Origin of the sequence: Blattabacterium sp. (Periplaneta americana) str. BPLAN (assembly GCF_000093165.1) — a bacterium.
GTDB lineage: Bacteria > Bacteroidota > Bacteroidia > Flavobacteriales > Blattabacteriaceae > Blattabacterium.
The window spans coordinates 368,650-388,488 of sequence record NC_013418.2 but is presented as its reverse complement, the minus strand read 5'-3'; the positions used below and the strand labels follow the sequence as shown (position 1 = coordinate 388,488).

The following is a 19,839-nucleotide window of genomic DNA, read 5'->3' as shown; positions in this document are numbered from 1 at the left end:
AAAAAAATGAGGAAAGTAATTTTTATTTCCGAAGGTCCAGGAGATCCTGATTTGATAACTCTTAAAGCCGTCTATCATTTAAGAAAATCAGAAGTAGTATTAGTGGATCGTCTTGTCAGTCCTGAAATACTAAAAAAGTACTCAAATTCTAAATCTAAAAGAAAAATTATTTATGTAGGAAAATCCTCTACGTGTAGGAAAAACAAAAGTCTATTATATTTGACTCAAAAGAGAATCAATGAGATCATGATTTATCATGCTTTGCAAGGAAAATATGTAATTAGACTAAAAGGAGGAGATGTTTCTATTTTTTCTAATATTATGGATGAATTAATTGAATTAAAAAAATATCATATTTCTTATGAAATTATTTCAGGAGTTACTGCTGCTGTAGGTGCTGCTGCTTATACAGGAATTTCTCTTACAGCGAGGGGATACGCTTCTTCAGTTCGTTTTATAACACTTCATAATCCAAATTCAATTCATAAACATCAATGGATTGAATTTCTGAAGACTTCAGATACTTTAGTATTTTATATGTGTATTCAAAAATTGAATTATATTTTTGATAGATTGATAATGAATAAAAGAAATATTTATACGGATAAATTGGTAGCGATAGTAGAACAAGCTACTACACCTATGCAAAAAGTGTATACAAGTTCTCTTTATAATTGTAAAGAGTTAATAAAAAAAGAAAAAAAATTTTTGTCTCCCTCTTTAGTAATTATAGGAAAAACTGTCAATTTTCATAGAAGATTTAAATGGACTTCTGATTCCTATTTTTTTCCTAAAAAAAATTATTTTGCGTCTTAATATTCTGTTTTTTTTTGTAATTCATATCTGTTTTAAACTTGAAAAAAATGTTATCTGAATCAAAAAATAAAGCATTCATTGAATTCATAAAAAATTCTTCTGAAGAAGAAATTATTTGGATGTCTGGATTTTTATCTGGAATGATTTCTTCCTATGGAAATTTTAAAAAATTGAGGAAATTCAAAGAAAAAATTACACTTGTTTATGGAACAGAAACAGGAAATGCAAAAAATTTAGCTTTTTCTATTGTTAAAAAAGCTAAAAATAAAAATTTACAAATGAGATTGATAAGTTTAGATCAATACCGTTTGATTGATTTGAAAAAAGAAAATTATTTTTTCATAATTGTTAGTACCCATGGAGAAGGCGACCCCCCATCATCTGCTAAATCTTTTTTTGATTTTCTTCATCAAGAGAAAGACCTTCATTTAGATAATATGAAATATAGTGTATTAGCATTAGGAGATCGTTCTTATCCTTTCTTTTGCAAAGCAGGAGAAGAAGTGGATAAACGTTTACATGAAGTGGGAGCTATTAGACTAATTCCGTTACAAAAATGTGATGTAGATTACGAAGATAAAGCAGAAGAATGGTTCAGAAAAATTGTAAATCTTTTTGAAAAAGATAAATTTCAGAAAGAAATTCTCAAAAAAAATGTGAAAAAAAAAAAAATTTATGGAACTATTCTAACTAATATACTTTTAAGCGATAAAAAAAGAGGTTCTAACAAAGAAATTCATCATGTTGAAATTTTAATAAAAAATCCTGAAGATGTAGATTATAAACCAGGGGATTCGATAGGAGTTGTAGCGGAAAATCCTTTAGAAGAAGTAAAAAAAATTATGAATTATTTTCAAGGAAAAAAGGATGACATTTCAGGATATTCAAATTTTTTAAAAAAAACAAACATATTTAATTTATCTAAAGATGTTTTAAAAAAATATTCTACGTTGGTAAAAAAAGACATTCCTCATGATAGAGAATGGAATCTTCTTGATCTTTTAAATAATTTTCCTATGAAAAATAGAAATCAATCGAAAGATTTAGTTGAAATTTTGGATCCTATAAAACCTAGATTATATTCCATTTCTTCTTCTCCAAGAGTTCATGATTCTGAGATACATATTACAGTATCACGTCATAAGTTTCAAATAAATGGAAACATTAGATATGGTTATTGTTCTGATTTTATTTCTAAATTAAAGGAAGGCGATATTTTATCTTTTTTTATTCATAAAAATTACTTATTTAAGTTACCAGAATCAGACAAAGATATTATTCTTATTGGACCTGGAACAGGAATAGCTCCATTTCGTTCCTTTTTATATGAAAGAGAAGCAATAGGGGCTTCTGGAAGAAATTGGCTTTTTTTTGGAGATCAGCATTTTTCTTCTGATTTTTTATACCAAACAGAAATTCAAAATTGGAAAAAAAACGGTGTACTTCATCGTGTTAGTCTTGCTTTTTCTAGAGATCAAGAAGAAAAAATATATGTACAAAATAAAATATGGGAAAATCGTAAAGAATTTTTTGCATGGATAGAGAATGGAGCGTATGTATACATTTGTGGTCAAAAAAAGCCAATGAGTATCGATGTTGAAAATACTCTATTTCGTGTAATAGAAGAAATTGGCGGTACTTCTCCAGAGTTTTTTATAAGGAAAATGAAAGAAAGTGGACGCTATTTGAAAGATGTCTATTAATTTTTTCCAAAAAAATTTGAAAATAGAATGAGAAAAGATTGTGATTACAAAAAAAAGATGACAACTATAGAGGAAAAAATTCAAAAAAAATCTTTTAAAATTTTTTTTAATTGTCCCATTAGTAACAATGGTTTTCTTTTTTTTATCACATATAGATATAAAATTTTTCTATCAAAAATTGATTTATCATTTAGATAGAAGTTTTTTTTATTTGGTTTTTACTGGATTTTTTGCTCAACTTGTAGACGGGGCTATAGGAATGAATGGGATATGGTCTTACTTGTACTACTTCCCTTAGGGATTCCTCTTTCCTCAATTAGTGCTAGTATACATACCGCAGAAATATTTTCTAGTGGAATCTCTGGATTGAGTCATTATAAATATGTTAGCTTTTTACACTTTTTTTTTAGGAATTAGAATATTGCTAACTGCATGGAGAAAACAACATAGTAAAGCGAAGAAAATAGGATTTTTAGCTGGAATTGGAGGGTTTTTGGATTCTTTTGTAGGCGGTGGATGGGGACCTTTTGTGACCAGTACCTTAATATCTAAGGGAAAAACTCCAAAATATGTAATAGGATCGGTAAGTTTATCTGAATTTTTTGTAACTCTTTCTAGTACATTGACTTTTTTTTCTTTATTAGGAATTCATTATTGGAAAATCGTTTTCGGATTAGTTTTCGGGGGTTTTTTTGCAGCACCTTTAGCTGCAAAAATATCAGGAAAAATTCCTTTAAAAATCATGTGTTTTTCTATAGGAATTTTAGTTAAAATTTGGAGTATTAGAGTTTTACATAATTGTTTTTTTAATATCTAAATATAGAGTTTTTTTCTTTGAAAGAAAGAATCTTTTTTACAATTATTTGAGCCATTTTATATTTTGATTCTTTGGTCCATCCAGCTATGTGTGGTGTAAGAATAACTTTTTTAGAATGAATAAGATAAAAAAAATTTTTAGGAAGTTTTCGATGATAAAAAAAATTTTCAAAAGAATATTTTTCGTATTCTATCACATCTAAGCATGCTCCACATATTTTTCCATTTTTTAATGCTTTTACTAAATGATCGGTAAGTACACATCCTCCACGAGAGGTGTTAATAAAATAAAAAGGTTTACTGAAATTTTTTATAAAATGTTCGTTAATCATTCCTTTAGTTTTTCTTGTATAAGGAACATGTAAACTAATTATATCTGATTTCATAAAAATCGTCTTCATGTCTACTTGTTGTGCATAAATATCTCCTACTTTAGGTAAAATGTCATAACATAATATTGTAGCTTCGAATCCTGAAAGTTTTTTAGCGAAAGCTTTTCCTGTGTTTCCATATCCAATAATTCCTATAATTTTTCCCTTAATTTCTCTTCCTCTATTAGATTCTCTATTCCATTTACCTTTTCTGATTTCTTGGTTGGAAATAAATAGATGGTTCATTATAGATAAAAGCATAGCTATTGCATGTTCTGCCACGGAATCTCTATTTCCTTCTGGAGTAGAAATTAAGGTGATCTTATTTTTATAAGCGTAGTCTTTATCTATATTTTCTACTCCAGATCCGATACGAGCTATAAATCTTAATTTTTTTGCTTCTTTCAGCAAGTTTTTATTTAATTTCAATCTACTTCTTAAAATAATTCCATCATATAGAGAGATAATTTTTATAATTTTTTCTATAGAATCAGAATAATTTTCGTCGCAAATAAATCCCTCTTTCCTTAATTTATATATGATATAAGGATGATCTTTATCTAAAATTAATATTCTTTTTATCATATCAATTGATTATTGATCATCATTTTTACTACCGTTTTCAAGATTTAAACTTTCATCAGTTTTCATCCTATTCTCAGGATTTAAATTTTCATCGAAATCTATAGCATTCTTTAATATATTTTTATTTTTTTCTTTATCACTATTGTTATCTTCTTCACAATTATCCCAATGATAATTTTCTGGTTTGTGAAATAATAATTTTTCATGATAAATTAAACTGGAATCTTTATAGAGACTTCTCATATAATAGGCCCATATAGGCAATGCCATATTTGCTCCTTGTCCTAATTTTATGCTTTCAAAATGAGCAAATCTATCCTCCCAACCTACCCAAATTCCAGTAGTTAAATTAGGGGTCATTCCTATAAACCACCCATCAGAATTTTCATTAGTAGTACCTGTTTTTCCTGCTATATCTCCTACAAAAAAATTATATTTATGTAATCTTTTGGCAGTTCCGTATTGTACTACTCCTTGCATTAATTTTAACATAATATATGCTACTTCTTCACTAAATACTTGCCTCCTACTAAGATCTATATGTTCTTTAATTAATTTTCCGTATTCATCTTCTATTTTTACTAAAATACTGGGTTTTGCATAAATTCCATAATTAGTAAATGTATTAAATGCCCCTGTCATTTCATATAAAGTTAAATCCGCAGATCCAAGAGCTATAGATGGATGTTGAGGGATTAAGGAGTCTATTCCCATTTTTCTTGCTAAATTAATCACTGGACCTGGAGTTATTTGAGAAATAAGACGAGCGGAAATAGTATTGACAGATAGAGCTAGACCATCTTTTAAGGTTAAAAAACCTCCATATTTTCCATTGGAATTTCTTGGGCTCCATTTCCCTAAATGAAATTTTTCATTTGATATTTTCGTACAAGGAGTGTAATGCAATTCATTGATTGCGGCTGCATATAAAATAGGTTTGAAAATAGAACCTACTTGACGTTGTGTTTTTGCTACATGATCATATTGAAAATAATTGAAATCTACTCCCCCCACCCATGCTTTTATATATCCAGTAGAAGCTTCTATAGAAATCAACCCAGCTTGTATTATGCTTTTTTGATATCGGATGAATTCCCATGGAGATATGAATACTTTTTTATATCCATTCCATGTGAATAATTTTGTATTTTGTGGTTTTTTAAACATTTCTATAATTTTTTCTTCTGAAATCCCTTTTTGTCGTAAATCATGATAAAGTTGAGTTCTATGCATAGCTGATAGAAGAATTCTCTTCGTTTTTTCTAGAGTAATATTTAAAAATGGAGCGTTTTTATTTTTCTTTTGAGAATTATTAAATAAAATTTGCAATTGACTAAGATGTTTTTTTACTGCTTTTTCGGCATAATCTTGCATTTTTGCATCAATAGATGTATATATTTTTAATCCGCTAGAATAAAGGTTAAGTTTTGTCCGGTTTTTTTCGTAATCATCTAATGCTTCTTGAATTTCTTTTTTTAAAAATTCACCATAATAAGTTAATAATTCAAAATCTTTTTTTTGTATTTTAAAATTTATTTTAACGGGTTTTTCTAACTCATCTTTATATCTCCTATTGTTTATAAAATCATACTTTTTCATCTGATATAAAACTAGGTTTCGCTGTTTTTTAGCTCTATTAGGATATAATTTTGGATTATACAAAGATGGATTTTCTAACATTCCTACTAATGTTGCACATTCTCCTAAATTAAGTTCGGAAGCTTTTTTATTAAAATAAGTATGTGCCGCCGTTTCTATTCCTTTTGCATTATATAAAAAATCAAATTTATTATAATACATTGTAATGATTTCTTCTTTTGTGTAACGTTTCTCTAATTCGATAGCCATTACCCATTCTAAAAGTTTTTGATGCATTCTTTGTAACTTATTTTTTGCAGATGGACCTGTAAATAAAAGTTTGGCTAATTGTTGAGAAATTGTGCTTCCTCCTCCTTTTTTTCCTAAAGAAAAAATAGCTCTAAGGAGAGATTTTGCATCTATTCCGGAATGATGTTTGAAACGAATATCTTCCTTTGCGATGAGAGCATTAACAAGATCTTTTGGAAGTTTTTGATAAGTAATCAAAGTTCTATTTTCTGAGAAAAATTTTCCTAATAAAATTCCATTGGAATCATAGACTTCTGATCCAACTTCCATTATAGGATTTTCAATATCTTTTGTACTGGGAAGAGGCCCTAGATAACCTTTAGAAGCTGCATAAAAAATTATAAAAATAGCTCCTATACCTAGAAAAAAGAAAAACCAAAAGTAAAAAAGAAGCAAACGAAAGTAAAAACTTATTTTTCTATTTTTTTTATTAGACACTTATTTTTTTTAATTAATATTCTAAACATCTGTTATTTGAATGTTAATTCTGTTTTTTGAATCACGTCAATTGTTGATAATTTCTCTAGAGGAGGAGAAATTTTATTATTTTCCAGAATTTCTTTGATTTTTTTTATTTCTATTCTAAACCAAGTATTTGGATTTTTAATGTAAGAGAACCACATTGTTTGTTTAAACACATCAATTTTCATACATTGTGCTATCCCTTTTTCTGTGTGTATTTTACAGTTAAAATCTGGAAAATTTTTTATAGCTGATAAATAAGCATCTAATTCATAATTTAGACAACATTTTAATTTACTACATTGTCCAGTTAATTTTTCTATATTTATAGATAATTGTTGATATCTAGCCGAATTAGTCGTGACACTTTTAAAATTTTTTAACCATGTGGAACAACAAAGTTCACGACCGCAAGAACCTATTCCTCCAATTTTTGCGGCTTCTTGTCTGTATCCTATCTGACGCATTTCTATACGTATGCGAAAAGTTAAAGCTAATTCTTTAATCAACTTTCTAAAATCAATTCTATCTTCAGCAGTATAATAAAAAGTAGCTTTCTCTCCATCTCCTTGATATTCCACATCACAAATTTTCATGGATAGATTTAAATGCTTTGCAATTTTTTTAGCTTTTAAAAGACCTTTCAATTCTTTTTTTTTATAAAAATTCCATATTTTTATCTCTTTTTCTGTGGATTTTTTGTATATTTTTCTTATCCTTGATAAATTCAACGGGCTGTTTTTGTTACGTATTTGTAACTTTACCAATTCTCCAGTTAGAGTTACTGTTCCGATGTCATATCCAATAGATTTCGATTCTACAGTTACAAAATCACCTTTACAAAGGTTTATTTTTTCTGTATTACGGAAAAATTCTTTTCTATCATTTTTAAATTGGACTTCTACAAGATCACAATTATCTAATAAAAAAGGAGGTTTAATATTAGATAACCAATCTACTACATGCAGTTTTTTGACACATTGTTTTTTTTGAAACATATTATTTCTATTATTAGTACATTCATTTTTTAAGCAACCTGAACATAATTTTTCCATTATTTTAATGATTTAAAAAACAAAAATAAAACTTTTATTCTGCTTCTTATTTTTTGATAAAAATTTATATTTATAAATATGAATAAGAGAATAGCAGTATTTCCTGGTTCTTTTGATCCAATAACTTTAGGACACTATGATGTTATTGTGAGATCTTTAAATTTGTTTGATAAAATTGTTATAGCTATTGGGAAAAATTCAGAAAAAAACAATATGTTTTCTATTAACAGGAGAAAGGAATGGATCCAAAAAACCTTTTTAGGATTTTCTAAAATAGAAATAGATTTATTTCAAGGAATGACTATCTCTTTTTGTAGAAAAAAGAAGGCTCAATTTATATTGAGAGGTCTAAGAGACCAATTAGATTTTGAATTTGAAAGAAAAGTTTTTTATGCTAATAAAGAATTAGAGAAAAGAAATTGTATCGAAACCGTTTTTATTCTTTCTTCTTACGGAAAATCTTATATAAGTTCTAGAATTGTAAGAGAAATTATGAAAAATGGCGGGGATTACACTATTTTTGTTCCTCCTTATGTAAGAATTTAATTAATGGATATGGATCTATCACTCTTTCTTTATCCAACCAAGAGTGATTTGTTTTTTTTCTATATTCGCGTCAATCAATTTTACTTTAATTCTATCTCCTAAATAGTAAACTCTTCTTTTTTTTCTACCAATTATACTGTAATTATTGGAATGTAAAGTGTAGAAATCTTCTTGAATATCACGCAATCGGATCATTCCTTCTGTTTGGAATACGAGCAAATCAATATAAACACTCCATTCGGTAAATCCTGTAATAATTCCCTCAAATTCTTTTCCTAGGTATTTTTTTATATATTTAACCTGTAAATATTTTAAAAATTCTCTTTCTGCATCTATTGCTAAACGTTCTTTTTCACTGCAATGCTTAGATTGTTCTTCATAAAATTCTATGGATTTCAATTTATTATTCTTTTTTGTTAAATAGTAATTTAATAAACGATGCGCTATGATATCTGAGTATCTCCTAATAGGAGAAGTAAAATGGGTGTAATAAATAAAAGATAATCCATAGTGTCCTATATTTTTTGTAGAATATTTAGCCTTGCTCATGGTTCGAAGAATTAAATTTTCGATCATATTTTGTTCTGATTTTCCTTGAATACTTTTTAATAAATGATTAATAGATGTTTTTATATTTTTTAGATCTAAAAAATAACCTAAAGGTTCTATGATTTTTTTTAAAACGAAAATTTTTTGAAAATCTGGTTCATCATGGACTCTGTAAATATAGGTTCTATTAGAAGGTTTTCCATCTAAATTTAAGCTGAAAAATTCTGAAATTTTTCTATTAGCTAATAGCATAAATTCTTCTATTAAACGATGAGCTTCATTACTTTTTTCTAAGTATAATCTAGTAGGATTATTTTTTTTATCTAAATGAAACTTTATTTCTACTTTTTCTATAGAAATTGCTCCATTTTTTAGTCTATTTTTGGTTAAAATTTTAGAAAAAAAGAGTAGTGTAGAAATATCTTCGTGATAATCTCCTTTTTTTCTTTCTATGATTTTTTGCACTTCTTCATATGTAAATCTTCTATTTGATCGTATAATAGTTTTTCCAAACCAACTTTTTAAAATTTTTCCTTGATTATTCATATTAAAAATGGAAGAAAAACTTAGTTTATCTTTTTCAGGGTGTAAAGAACAAAGATCATTGGATAATATTTTTGGAAGCATAGGAATAACTTTTCCTACAAAATAAATAGAATTAGCACGTGTATATGCTTCTTTATCCAAGAAACTTCCTTCTTTTACATAATGAGAGACATCGGCTATATGAATTCCAATTTCCCAAGTATTAGAATTTAATTTTCTAATGGAAAGTGCGTCATCTATATCTTTTGCATCAAGAGGATCTATAGTGAAAGTATTAATATTCCGCATATCTCTTCTCATATTTAGATCAGAATTTTTTTTCAGTACTATTTCTTTCGCTTCTTTCTCTACTTCTTTAGGAAATTCATAGGATATTCCATATTCAGACAATAGAGAAAAAATTTCTGTTTTATATTCTCCAGATACTCCAAATCCTTTAATTATTTTTCCTAAAGGATTTTTGGAATTTTTTGGCCATTTTACGATTTCTACCAATACTTTTTCATTATGTTGATATCCCTTGAATTCGTTTATTGGAATCAATATATCCACGTGAATAGTATTGTTGTGTACTATAACTAATCCATATTGAGATTTCATTTTTAATATTCCAATAAAATTCTTTCTTTTTCTTTTCAGAATTTTTATGACTTCTCCTTCTATTTTTTTTCCTGATTTACGATTTTTAAATCTTACTTGGACCAAGTCTCCTTCTATAGCTCTATTCGTTTTCTTTTTAGGAATAAAAATGTCTTTAGGAAATCCTTTTATATTTACAAAAGCATATCCATAACTAGTAATATTAATAAATCCAATAGCTAAACTATTATTAGATAATCCTGCAAATTTCTTGATTTTCTTTTCTAATTTCATGATAAAAAAAACATGTCAATTAACATTTAAAAATCTACAATCTACAAGTAATTTGGAAAAAATAAATATTATACATTTTTCATTTTCAGTTATGCATTGGATATTATTTATTATCTTTGCAATGATCCGTTTTTTTACTATACATATATCAAAACATAAAAAAATTGCTCTACTAAGATGACAGGTAAACGTCTATTATATGTTTCTTCAGATTTATTTCCTTTCTCTTCAGAGAATCCTATTTCTTTGTCAGTTTTAAAGGCTACCAAGTTTATGCAGTCTATAGGAAACGATGTACGTATATTTATGCCCCGTTTTGGAGTCATAAATGAACGAAGACATCAATTGCATGAAGTCATTCGTTTGTCAGGAATGAATTTAATTATTAATGAAATGGATCAACCTTTATTAATTAAGGTAGCATCTATTCCTGATGCAAGGCTGCAAGTTTATTTTATAGATAATGAAGAATATTTTAAAAGAAAAGCTATATATGAAGATGAAAATGGAATATTTTTTCATGACAATGATGAAAGAGCCCTTTTTTTTACAAAAGGAGTTTTGGAAGCTGTTAAAAAATTGAATTGGAAACCAGATATTATTCATATATATGGTTGGATTAGTTCTTTTATTCCTCTATATATTAAGAATTTTTACAAAAATGATCCTGTCTACCAGAATACGAAAATAGTGGCTTCTATTTATAATAATCCTTTTAAAGGAACTATTAACAAGGATATTATTAAAAAAGTAAAATTTGATGGAATTAAATCTAAAAAATTAAAATTGTTAGAAAATCCAAATTATTTTAATCTGATAAAATTATGTATGTTTTTTTCCGATGCCATAATTAAAGGAGATCTTTCTTTTCCTAAAGAAATAGAAGACTACATAGATGAAAATAAATTATTAGTATTAAAATATTATCCTGTAGAAAAAATAGAAACCGTTTATCAACAATTTTATAAAGAAACTGTTTTAGAAACAGATTAATTTTAAAAAAAAATTCTAATTTTATCAGTTAGAATGTGTGGTATAATTGGTTATTTGGGATATAGAGAAGCATATCCGATTCTTATTAATGGGTTAAAAAAATTGGAATATCGTGGGTACGATAGTTCTGGAATAGCTATTTTTTATGAAAATGGATATAATCTATACAAAACTAAAGGAAAAGTTGATGAATTAGAGAAAAAAATTTCTTCTTGTAAAATTCAAATAAAAGGAACAACTGGAATAGGACATACTAGATGGGCAACACATGGAATTCCGGATGATATTAACGCTCATCCTCATGTTTCCAATTCTAATGAACTTATTTTAATTCACAATGGAATTATAGAAAATTATCATGCAATTAAAATAATTTTATTGAAAAATGGTTTTACTTTTAAAAGTAAAACAGATACAGAAGTTTTAGTAAACTTGATTGAATATATTCAAAAAAAAAATAAATTATCTTTGGAAGAGGCTGTACGAGTTTCTCTGAATGAGGTGATTGGAGCATATTCTATAGCTATAGTAGAAAAATCTAATCCAGAAAGGATTGTTATTGCGAAATTAGGAAGTCCTCTAGCATTGGGAATAAATGAAAGGGAGTTTTTTATTGCTTCTGATCCTATTCCATTTATTGATTATACTAAAAATGCTCTTTATTTGAAAGATGGTGAAATGGCTATTCTTAGAAAAGATAAAGAATTAGATCTTCGTAAGATTATAGATAATCATAAACTTAATCCAATTATTAAAGAACTTCAAATTAATCTTCAAGAGATTGAAAAAGGGGAATACAAATATTTTATGTTAAAAGAAATTTATGAACAACCAAAAACGATTTTAGATACTTTACGTGGTAGATTGTTAATTGCAGATGGGGGAGTTATTTGTATTGATGGAATTGAATCTAATAAGGACGTATTTATTAATGCTAGATGTATAACTATAGTAGCTTGTGGAACTTCATGGCATGCTAGTTTAATTGGAGAGTACTTATTAGAAGAATTAGCTCATGTTCCAGTAGAAGTAGAATATGCTTCTGAATTTAGATATAGGAATCCTATTATAAAAAAAAGGGATATTGTTATCGTTATTTCCCAATCTGGAGAAACCGCAGATACTATAGCTGCTTTAAAATTAGCTAAGAAAAAAGGAGCTTTTGTTTTTGGAATTTGTAATGTAGTTGGATCATCTATAGCAAGAAATGTAGACGCAGGAGCTTATACACATGCAGGACCTGAAATAGGAGTGGCTTCTACAAAAGCTTTTACAGCACAAATCACTGTTCTTGTTTTGCTAGCTTTGAAAATAGGAAAACATAGATCAGCGATTACAGATACTCGTTACAAAAATTTATGTCAAGAACTGGGATCTATTCCAGACAAAGTGAGCAGGACATTAAAAATGGATGAAACTATAAAAAAAATATCTAAAATATTTTATGATGTAAATAACTTTCTTTATTTAGGTAGAGGAATTAATTTTCCAGTAGCTTTAGAAGGAGCTTTAAAATTGAAAGAAATTTCCTATATTCATGCTGAAGGTTATCCTGCTGCAGAGATGAAACATGGACCTATTGCTTTAATAGATGAAAAGATGCCTGTTATAATTATAGCTACAAAAAAAGGATGTTATGATAAGATTATAGGAAATATTGAGGAAATTAAAGCAAGGAAAGGAAAAATAATAGCAATAGTTAATGAAGGCGATATCCAAGTAAGTATGTTAGCAGATCATGTAATACATGTTCCAGAAATATCTGAAGAACTTAGTCCATTAGTCACGGTGATTCCTCTTCAATTATTGGCTTATCAGATAGCTTTTATACGTGGAGAAAATGTAGATCAGCCAAGAAATTTGGCTAAATCTGTCACAGTGGAATAATTTTTATAACGATGTTCCTGTATGTATTTTTCTAAAGCTTTAGCCATGGAAGGATATTTTGGAGTTGGAACTTTTATTTCTATTTTTAATCCGGCTTTGTAAGCTGCATCTAAAGTGTTTTTACCAAAGGTTGCGATTTTTATGTTGTTTTGATCAAAATTAGGAAAGTTTTCAAATAAAGATTTTATACATGCTGGGCTAAAGAAAACTAAAATATCATAATAAGCATTTTTCAAATCAGATAAATCGCTAGAAGTAGTTTTGTATAAAATAGCTCTTTTCCAAAAAATATTGAGTTTTTTCAGCATTTTTGGGATTTCTGGTTTTAATATATCTGAAGAGGGTAAGAGAAATTTTTCTTTTGAATGTTTTTTAATGTAAGGAAGAATGTCTTGAAAGGATTTTTTCCCAATGTGTATTTTTCTTTTTCTGTACACTATATATTTTTGTAAGTAGTAGGCTATGGCTGCTGTTTGACAAACATACTTCATAGAAATAGGAACTTTGAAACGCATTGATTCTGCCAATCTAAAATAATGATCTATGGATTTTTTACTTATAAAAAGAACTACAGTAAAATCAGAAAAGTTTATTTTCTGTTTTCTTACATCAGAAGATGATGCTCCTTTTACTTCTATGAAAGATCTAAAATCTATTTTTACATTTTCATTTTTGCTGAGCTCCATATAGGGAGAATTTGAACTTGTAAATGCTTGTGAAACGAGAATATTATTGATCTTCATTATATCATTTATTATTGAAAAATCACAAGAATAAAGATTCAAATTTGCAAATGTACAAAAAAGTTAGGATAAGTTAACATAATAGTTGATAATGAACAAATAGAAAATATCATTGCAAATGAAAAAAATAATTCTATTACTGTTTTTTTTTATTTTTTCAGAAAAAAGTATTCCCATTAGTCTTATTATTCCTCATAAAAAGATGGTAAGTCTGATAACGGAACTTCTTTTGAATAATTTATTTTCTCCTTGGGATGGTCCGTTTTGTAAAGAGAGAGAGAGGAAAATATATAAAAAATATAATATTACAGAGAAGGATTTTTTGTACAATTATTTTTTTTATACAAAGAAAATAGAAAATCATATTAATATTTTAAGGAAAGTGCGAGAGAATCTATTAAAGAGGCACAGAGCGGAATCGAACCGCTATAAAAGGTTTTGCAGACCTCTGCCTTTCCAATCGGCCACAGTGCCTTAATTGATCATCCATCTAAAACAATGCAAACTCTATCCACACGGCTTTGTAGAGGAGGGTTTTCTTTGCAAATTTTTATTCTTGTTGATTTTACCAAATCTATTCTATATTTTTTGATTCTTTGAATAATTCTTTGAGCTAAATGTTCTAATAATTTTGAATTAATAGCCATTTCTTCTTTTACAATGCGATATAAATGTACATAGTCAATAGTTTTTGATAGATCATCACTGATTGAAGCTTTATAAAGATCTAATTCAATTTCTATATTTACCGTATAATATGACCCTAAAGTGGCTTCTTCTGGCATGCATCCGTGAAATCCAAATAATCTGATATTTTCAACAAGAATTTTCCCCATTCTCCATTCTATTCTTCTATGGATTTTTTGTAATTTTCTTCTACTTTTTTCCAGTTAATAATATTCCAAAAAGAAGAGATATAATCAGCACGACGGTTTTGATATTGAAGATAATAGGCATGTTCCCAAACATCTAATCCTAATATTGGAACTCCTTCGCAACCTATTCCTAGCATAACAGGATTATCTTGATTAGCTGTAGAACAAATAGTTAACCTTTTTTCTTTTACACATAACCAAGTCCATCCAGAACCAAAACGATTCATAGCAATAGAGGTAAATTTTTCTTTAAAAGCGTCAAAAGACTTAAAATTTTTTTCAATGGCGTTTTTTAGATATTTGCTTGGATGAGTATAATCTAAATGAGGAATTAATATTTCCCAAAACAAATTATGATTATAAAAACCTCCACCATTATTACGTATTATTGGCTTTTCAATATTAGATCTTCGTAGGATTTCTTCTATAGAAAGATGTGTAAGATCTGTTCCTTCAATAGCTTTATTTAAATTATTAGTATACCCTGCATGATGTTTTGTATAATGGATTTCCATAGTTTTTTGATCTATATAAGGTTCTAGGTCCTTATAAGAATAAGATAATTTTGGAAGTTTGAATGACATATTCATTATTGTTTAATATAATGTGTAATGAACAAATATAATTAAAATTAAAAATACAAGAAAAACTATGAAATTATTGCTTTTATTCCAGGAAGTATTTTACTTTTTAGACTTTCTAACATTGCCCCCCCACCAGTAGATAAATAACTAATTTTAGTTTCATATTTTTTCATTTTTAATGCAGCAATAGAATCTCCACCTCCCACTAAAGAAAAAGCTCCATTTTCAGTAGCTATCACGATGGCTTTTGCTATGGAAGTAGTTCCTGAAGAAAAATTTTTAAATTCAAAAACTCCTAATGGTCCATTCCAAAGAATTGTACGAGAAGTATTTATGATTTTGCAAAAATGTTTTATGGATGCAGGACCTATATCCAATCCCATCCAACCATTAGGGATAGAATGAATAGAAACGATTTTAGTCTTGGCAGAGTTTTTAAAAGAATCGGCGATAATCACATCTTTTGGAAAGAAAATTTTTGTTTTCTTTTGTTTTTGATATTGTTCAATAATTTTTTGCAATACTTTAAGATCTTTATATTCATCTACAAGGGAATCTCCCACTTTTCCTCCTTGGGCTTTAATGAAAGGATAAGACATTGCCCCTCCTATCAATAAATAATCTACCAAGTTAATTAGATTTTCTATGATAGCTATTTTAGAAGAAATTTTTGCTCCTCCTAATAAGATTGTAATGGGGGCTATTCCTTTTCCTAAAACTTTTTCTAAAAATTGAATTTCTTTTTTCATAAGAAATCCTATGCATTTTTTTCCTCTAAAAAATTTAGGAACTATGGTAATGGAAGCATGTGTACGATGAGAAACTCCAAAAGCATCGTTTACATAAATATCTCCAAGTTTGGATAATTGAAAAGCAAAATTTTCATTTCCCTCCTCTTCCTCTTTGTAGAAACGAATATTTTCTAATAGTAAAACTTCTCCATTTTTTAATTCAGAAATTTTTTTTTCTACTACTTCTCCTATACAATTCTCCGAAAATTTTATAGGGGTTTTTAATTTTTTGGATAAATAAGAAATGATGAATCTTAAGGAATAAATTTTTGAACATTTTCCTTTTGGTCTTCCAAAATGAGAAATAAGAACCACTTTTCCGGAATCAGAAATTATTTTTTGAATAGTAGGAAGACTATATAGAATGCGTGTATCATCGATAATTTGAGAGGATTGATTATTAACAGGAACATTGAAATCTACTCTTACTAAAGCTATTTTATTTTTAAAATTGAAATCACTTACGGTTTTTATATTCTCCATCATAACAACATTGAAATGTTAAAAATTATGAAATATACAAAAATAAATAGATTTTAATTATGAAATTTTAATGTATTTTTATGTTTCTTACATATTAAATGAATGAAAATAGCAATAGGATCTGATCATACAGGAATAGATTGTAAACATTTGATAATTAAGTTTTTAGTTAAAAACGGTTATCATATAAGGGATTTTGGTTTTTCTAGCTATGGAAAAAAAGTTGATTATCCAGATTTCATTCATCCTACAGTTGAATCAGTAGACAAAGGGGAGATGGATTTTGGAATTATTATTTGTGGAAGCGGAAATGGAGCTGCTATGACTGCTAATAAATATCAAAAAATACGTGCGGCATTAGTGTGGAATAAAGAAGTAGCATTCTTAGCGAGGAAACACAATAATGCTAATGTGTTAAGTTTGCCTGCGCGTTTTGTAAAAAATGAAAAAGAGGTTTTGGAAATAGTAGAAATGTTTTTGAAAACGGACTTTGAAGGTGGAAGACATAAAAGAAGGATAGAAAAAATTCCAATAAAATGAAAATCCTCAGTAGCTCAGTTGGTTAGAGCACCTGACTGTTAATCAGGGTGTCGCTGGTTCGAATCCAGCCTGAGGAGCTCTTTGGGGTGTAAGGATTTAACTCCGTTTGGTATAGAGTACACGTCTAGGGGACGTGTGATCTCTGGTTCAAGTCCAGTCATCCCGATTATAAATAAAATCTGATACTAGATTTAGAGCTTTTTTTTTTGTTTGATACAAATTTATGTTTAGTAATGTTACATCAAATAAATTTGCATATCTCCATTCTATGCTAGCTTTCTCTAAACGTGTTTTTATCTTAGAAAAATTTTCGTAATTTCTTTTCAATAATCTTTCTTTTAAGATTTCTATAGAATGAACCAGAACAAATATAGATAGAGAATTATCTGGATATAGTTTTTTTAAATGTAATCCTCCTTTCACATCTACATCAAATAAAATATGTTTATTTTCGTTCCATGTTTTAGATATCTCGCTTTTTAAGGTTCCATAAAATAGTTTTGGATAAACTTCTTCCCATTCTGCAAACTGATATTTTTTTATTTTAGAAATAAATTTTTTCGTAGAAATAAAATAATAGTCTATTCCATGTTTTTCTTTATTTCTTATAGGACGCGTAGTGCATGAAACAGAAAATTTTAATTCTGTAATTTTTGAAAGTAAATGCTTTGAAATAGTCGTTTTTCCAGATCCTGAAGGACCTGATAAAATAATCATCTTTCCTTTTTTCATCTTTTCATTAATAAACTATCAGGATATTTAAAAAATAAGAATATTATAACTTATTTTCATTTCTTCGTTATTATTTCCTAACTTTGTTCATACTTTGATCATTTTTTCTTAATATGGCCTAAGTAATAAATTAATATTAGTGTATAGAAAGAAACTCGGAGAATAAATTTAACAAGTTATGAAATTAGGAATAGTAGGTGTCACAGGAATGGTAGGACGTGTAATGATGGAAGTTTTAGAAAATAGAAATCTTCCAGTAAAAGAATTGTATCTATCCGCTTCCGAAAAATCAATAGGAAAAGAATTTTTTTTTCGAAAAAAAAAATATCAAATAATTGGAATTCAAGATTTGATTTTAAAGAATCCTGATGTTGTTTTATTTTCGGCTGGATCTTCTATTTCTAAAGAATGGGCTCCTAAGTTTATCAAAATAGGCACTACCGTAATAGATAATTCTTCTGCATGGAGAATGGATTCTGATAAAAAATTAATTGTTCCTGAAATTAATATATCTTCTTTATCTAAAAAAGATAAGATCATAGCTAATCCAAATTGTTCTACAATACAACTAGTTATGATTTTACATCCTTTGCATTTGGAATATGGAATAAATCGTGTTATTGTTTCTACCTATCAATCCGTGACAGGTACAGGAAAAAAAGCTGTAGATCAATTAAATAGTGAAAAAAAATCATTAATGACTTATGAAAAAATATATCCATATCCTATTTATCAAAATGTATTACCACATTGTGATTCCTTTGGAGAAAATGGTTATACCGTAGAAGAAATCAAGCTAATGAGAGAAACAAAAAAAATCATGAATGATCAGAACATAGCTATAACAGCTACGGCCGTACGTGTTCCTGTTATAGGTGGACATTCAGAAAGTGTAAATGTAACGTTTAAAAGAGAGCCTAATATTAATCATATTTATGAAATTTTTTCTAAAAAAAAAGGAATTGTAGTTCAAGATAATCCGAAAAAAAATATTTATCCAATGCCATTGTTGGCTCATGGAAAAGATGAAGTATTTGTTGGGCGTATTCGTAAAGATTTTTCTTGTTCAAATTCTCTAAATTTTTGGATTGTTGCAGATAATTTACGTAAAGGAGCAGCTACAAATGCAATACAAATAGTGGAATCTTTAATTGAAAAAAAATATATTTAGAGCTCTCTCTCTATGATTATGACATATTCTCCCAATACTTTCTTTATCTTTTTATAATATAAAATTAGGTCTTCAATATTTCCTCTTAAGGTTTCCTGAAACATCTTAGATATTTCTTTACAGATAACAATGTTTCTTTTTAATCCAAAAAAATCTTTTAAGTCGTTTAATGTTCGTAATAATCTATGAGGAGATTCATATAAAATGATCGTTCTATTTTCTTTTGACAAATTACTCAATTGTATTTTCCTTTTTTTTTTGGGTAAAAAACCAACAAAAGTAAATTCATTAATAGGAAATCCAGAAATTACTACAGCTGGGATAAGGGCTGTTGGTCCAGGTAAACATTCTATGGAAATAGAAGCTTTAATACAGGATTTAATAAGTAGGAATCCTGGATCGGATATGCTTGGAGTTCCTGCATTGGAAATTAATGCTAATTTTTTTCCTTTTTTTATTTTTTCCAAAATAGAAGGAATCATTTTATGTTCGTTATATGCATGATAAGTTTTTATGTGAGTCTTAATGTTATAAAAATTTAATAATCTTTTAGAAATTTTCTTATTTTCTGCTAAAATAAGATCTACCTCATTTAATATACGCAAACTTCTAAAAGTTAAATCTTCTCTATTTCCTATAGGAGTAGGAATTATATACAGCATTTTATTTCATAATATATGAAAAAAAGATCTTATAATGATAGATTTTTCATCTAGGAAAAATCTATAACTTTCCTTATAGTTTTTCTATTATATATTTTTTTAATAAATCATTATTGTATTTAAGCATATTTCAGATTGATATTTCATTATCATTATGTATATAAAAATT

General features: G+C 27.5%; 18 protein-coding genes, 2 tRNA genes and 1 pseudogene. 10 read left to right on the top strand and 11 right to left on the bottom strand.

Going from position 1 to position 19,839, the window contains the following annotated elements; genetic code table 11:
• Window positions 1–6 precede the first annotated feature (6 nt).
• The 3 genes from cobA (at window position 7) to BPLAN_RS03225 (ending at window position 3,336) form a co-directional block, all read left to right on the top strand.
• A complete protein-coding gene (gene cobA / locus BPLAN_RS01820) occupies window positions 7–816 on the top strand; it encodes a uroporphyrinogen-III C-methyltransferase (RefSeq protein ID WP_012821502.1) in 810 nt (269 codons plus the stop codon).
• A 47-nt stretch (window positions 817–863) separates the two neighbouring features.
• Window positions 864–2,519, top strand: a complete 1,656-nt coding sequence (locus BPLAN_RS01815) for a sulfite reductase flavoprotein subunit alpha (protein ID WP_012821501.1) — start codon at window positions 864–866, stop codon at window positions 2,517–2,519.
• Window positions 2,520–2,901: 382 nt separating this feature from the next.
• On the top strand, window positions 2,902–3,336 hold the full coding sequence (locus BPLAN_RS03225; RefSeq protein ID WP_049756780.1) for a sulfite exporter TauE/SafE family protein: 435 nt from the start codon (window positions 2,902–2,904) through the stop codon (window positions 3,334–3,336).
• Here the strand turns inward: BPLAN_RS03225 and BPLAN_RS01805 are convergent.
• The 3 genes from BPLAN_RS01805 to BPLAN_RS01795 are packed head-to-tail and all read right to left on the bottom strand — an operon-like array spanning window position 3,326 to window position 7,695.
• Complete coding sequence (locus tag BPLAN_RS01805) at window positions 3,326–4,291, bottom strand: NAD(P)-dependent oxidoreductase (protein WP_012821500.1); 966 nt, start codon at window positions 4,289–4,291, stop codon at window positions 3,326–3,328. The genes BPLAN_RS03225 and BPLAN_RS01805 overlap by 11 nt on opposite strands.
• Before the next feature lie 9 nt (window positions 4,292–4,300).
• A complete protein-coding gene (locus tag BPLAN_RS01800) occupies window positions 4,301–6,616 on the bottom strand; it encodes a transglycosylase domain-containing protein (RefSeq protein ID WP_012821499.1) in 2,316 nt (771 codons plus the stop codon).
• Between the two features lie 32 nt (window positions 6,617–6,648).
• Complete coding sequence (locus tag BPLAN_RS01795; RefSeq protein WP_012821498.1) at window positions 6,649–7,695, bottom strand: regulatory iron-sulfur-containing complex subunit RicT; 1,047 nt, start codon at window positions 7,693–7,695, stop codon at window positions 6,649–6,651.
• 78 nt (window positions 7,696–7,773) lie between these two features.
• Here BPLAN_RS01795 and coaD point away from each other — a divergent pair, with 78 nt between their 5' ends.
• Window positions 7,774–8,241, top strand: coding sequence for a pantetheine-phosphate adenylyltransferase (gene coaD / locus BPLAN_RS01790; protein ID WP_012821497.1), 468 nt, complete (start codon window positions 7,774–7,776; stop codon window positions 8,239–8,241).
• An 18-nt stretch (window positions 8,242–8,259) separates the two neighbouring features.
• On the opposite strand, the gene rnr is transcribed toward coaD, so the two are convergent.
• Window positions 8,260–10,209 (bottom strand): ribonuclease R, encoded by a 1,950-nt coding sequence (gene rnr / locus BPLAN_RS01785; protein WP_012821496.1) that lies wholly within the window; start codon window positions 10,207–10,209, stop codon window positions 8,260–8,262.
• Between the two features lie 177 nt (window positions 10,210–10,386).
• Here rnr and BPLAN_RS01775 point away from each other — a divergent pair, with 177 nt between their 5' ends.
• A complete protein-coding gene (locus BPLAN_RS01775) occupies window positions 10,387–11,202 on the top strand; it encodes a glycogen/starch synthase (protein WP_012821495.1) in 816 nt (271 codons plus the stop codon).
• A gap of 33 nt (window positions 11,203–11,235) precedes the next feature.
• Window positions 11,236–13,089 carry a glutamine--fructose-6-phosphate transaminase (isomerizing) gene (gene glmS, locus BPLAN_RS01770; RefSeq protein ID WP_012821494.1) on the top strand — a complete coding sequence of 618 codons (1,854 nt, stop codon included), beginning with the start codon at window positions 11,236–11,238 and terminating at the stop codon, window positions 13,087–13,089.
• Here glmS and BPLAN_RS01765 read toward each other — a convergent pair.
• Window positions 13,050–13,832 carry a uroporphyrinogen-III synthase gene (locus tag BPLAN_RS01765; protein ID WP_012821493.1) on the bottom strand — a complete coding sequence of 261 codons (783 nt, stop codon included), beginning with the start codon at window positions 13,830–13,832 and terminating at the stop codon, window positions 13,050–13,052. The genes glmS and BPLAN_RS01765 overlap by 40 nt on opposite strands.
• A gap of 118 nt (window positions 13,833–13,950) precedes the next feature.
• Here BPLAN_RS01765 and BPLAN_RS03265 point away from each other — a divergent pair.
• Window positions 13,951–14,181 (top strand): annotated as a pseudogene (locus BPLAN_RS03265) (hypothetical protein); the annotation flags it as partial.
• A 54-nt stretch (window positions 14,182–14,235) separates the two neighbouring features.
• Here BPLAN_RS03265 and BPLAN_RS01760 read toward each other — a convergent pair.
• The 4 genes from BPLAN_RS01760 to pgk all read right to left on the bottom strand — a co-directional run bounded on the left by BPLAN_RS01760 (window position 14,236) and on the right by pgk (window position 16,565).
• A tRNA-Cys gene (locus BPLAN_RS01760) sits at window positions 14,236–14,306 on the bottom strand.
• Window positions 14,307–14,314: 8 nt separating this feature from the next.
• Window positions 14,315–14,668, bottom strand: a complete 354-nt coding sequence (folB, locus tag BPLAN_RS01755; protein ID WP_012821492.1) for a dihydroneopterin aldolase — start codon at window positions 14,666–14,668, stop codon at window positions 14,315–14,317.
• An 8-nt stretch (window positions 14,669–14,676) separates the two neighbouring features.
• Window positions 14,677–15,291 carry a superoxide dismutase gene (locus BPLAN_RS01750; protein WP_012821491.1) on the bottom strand — a complete coding sequence of 205 codons (615 nt, stop codon included), beginning with the start codon at window positions 15,289–15,291 and terminating at the stop codon, window positions 14,677–14,679.
• Between the two features lie 65 nt (window positions 15,292–15,356).
• Complete coding sequence (pgk, locus tag BPLAN_RS01745) at window positions 15,357–16,565, bottom strand: phosphoglycerate kinase (RefSeq protein WP_012821490.1); 1,209 nt, start codon at window positions 16,563–16,565, stop codon at window positions 15,357–15,359.
• 102 nt (window positions 16,566–16,667) lie between these two features.
• Here pgk and BPLAN_RS01740 point away from each other — a divergent pair, with 102 nt between their 5' ends.
• Together BPLAN_RS01740 and BPLAN_RS01735 are read left to right on the top strand one after the other, a co-directional pair.
• Entirely contained in the window at window positions 16,668–17,105 is a 438-nt protein-coding gene (locus tag BPLAN_RS01740; protein ID WP_012821489.1) for an RpiB/LacA/LacB family sugar-phosphate isomerase, read from the top strand.
• A 3-nt stretch (window positions 17,106–17,108) separates the two neighbouring features.
• A tRNA-Asn gene (locus tag BPLAN_RS01735) sits at window positions 17,109–17,182 on the top strand.
• 70 nt (window positions 17,183–17,252) lie between these two features.
• Here the strand turns inward: BPLAN_RS01735 and gmk are convergent.
• On the bottom strand, window positions 17,253–17,837 hold the full coding sequence (gmk, locus tag BPLAN_RS03200; protein ID WP_012821488.1) for a guanylate kinase: 585 nt from the start codon (window positions 17,835–17,837) through the stop codon (window positions 17,253–17,255).
• A 178-nt stretch (window positions 17,838–18,015) separates the two neighbouring features.
• Here gmk and BPLAN_RS01725 point away from each other — a divergent pair, with 178 nt between their 5' ends.
• Complete coding sequence (locus tag BPLAN_RS01725; protein WP_012821487.1) at window positions 18,016–19,008, top strand: aspartate-semialdehyde dehydrogenase; 993 nt, start codon at window positions 18,016–18,018, stop codon at window positions 19,006–19,008.
• On the opposite strand, the gene rsmI is transcribed toward BPLAN_RS01725, so the two are convergent.
• Entirely contained in the window at window positions 19,005–19,670 is a 666-nt protein-coding gene (gene rsmI / locus BPLAN_RS01720) for a 16S rRNA (cytidine(1402)-2'-O)-methyltransferase (protein ID WP_012821486.1), read from the bottom strand. The genes BPLAN_RS01725 and rsmI overlap by 4 nt on opposite strands.
• Window positions 19,671–19,839 lie beyond the last annotated feature (169 nt).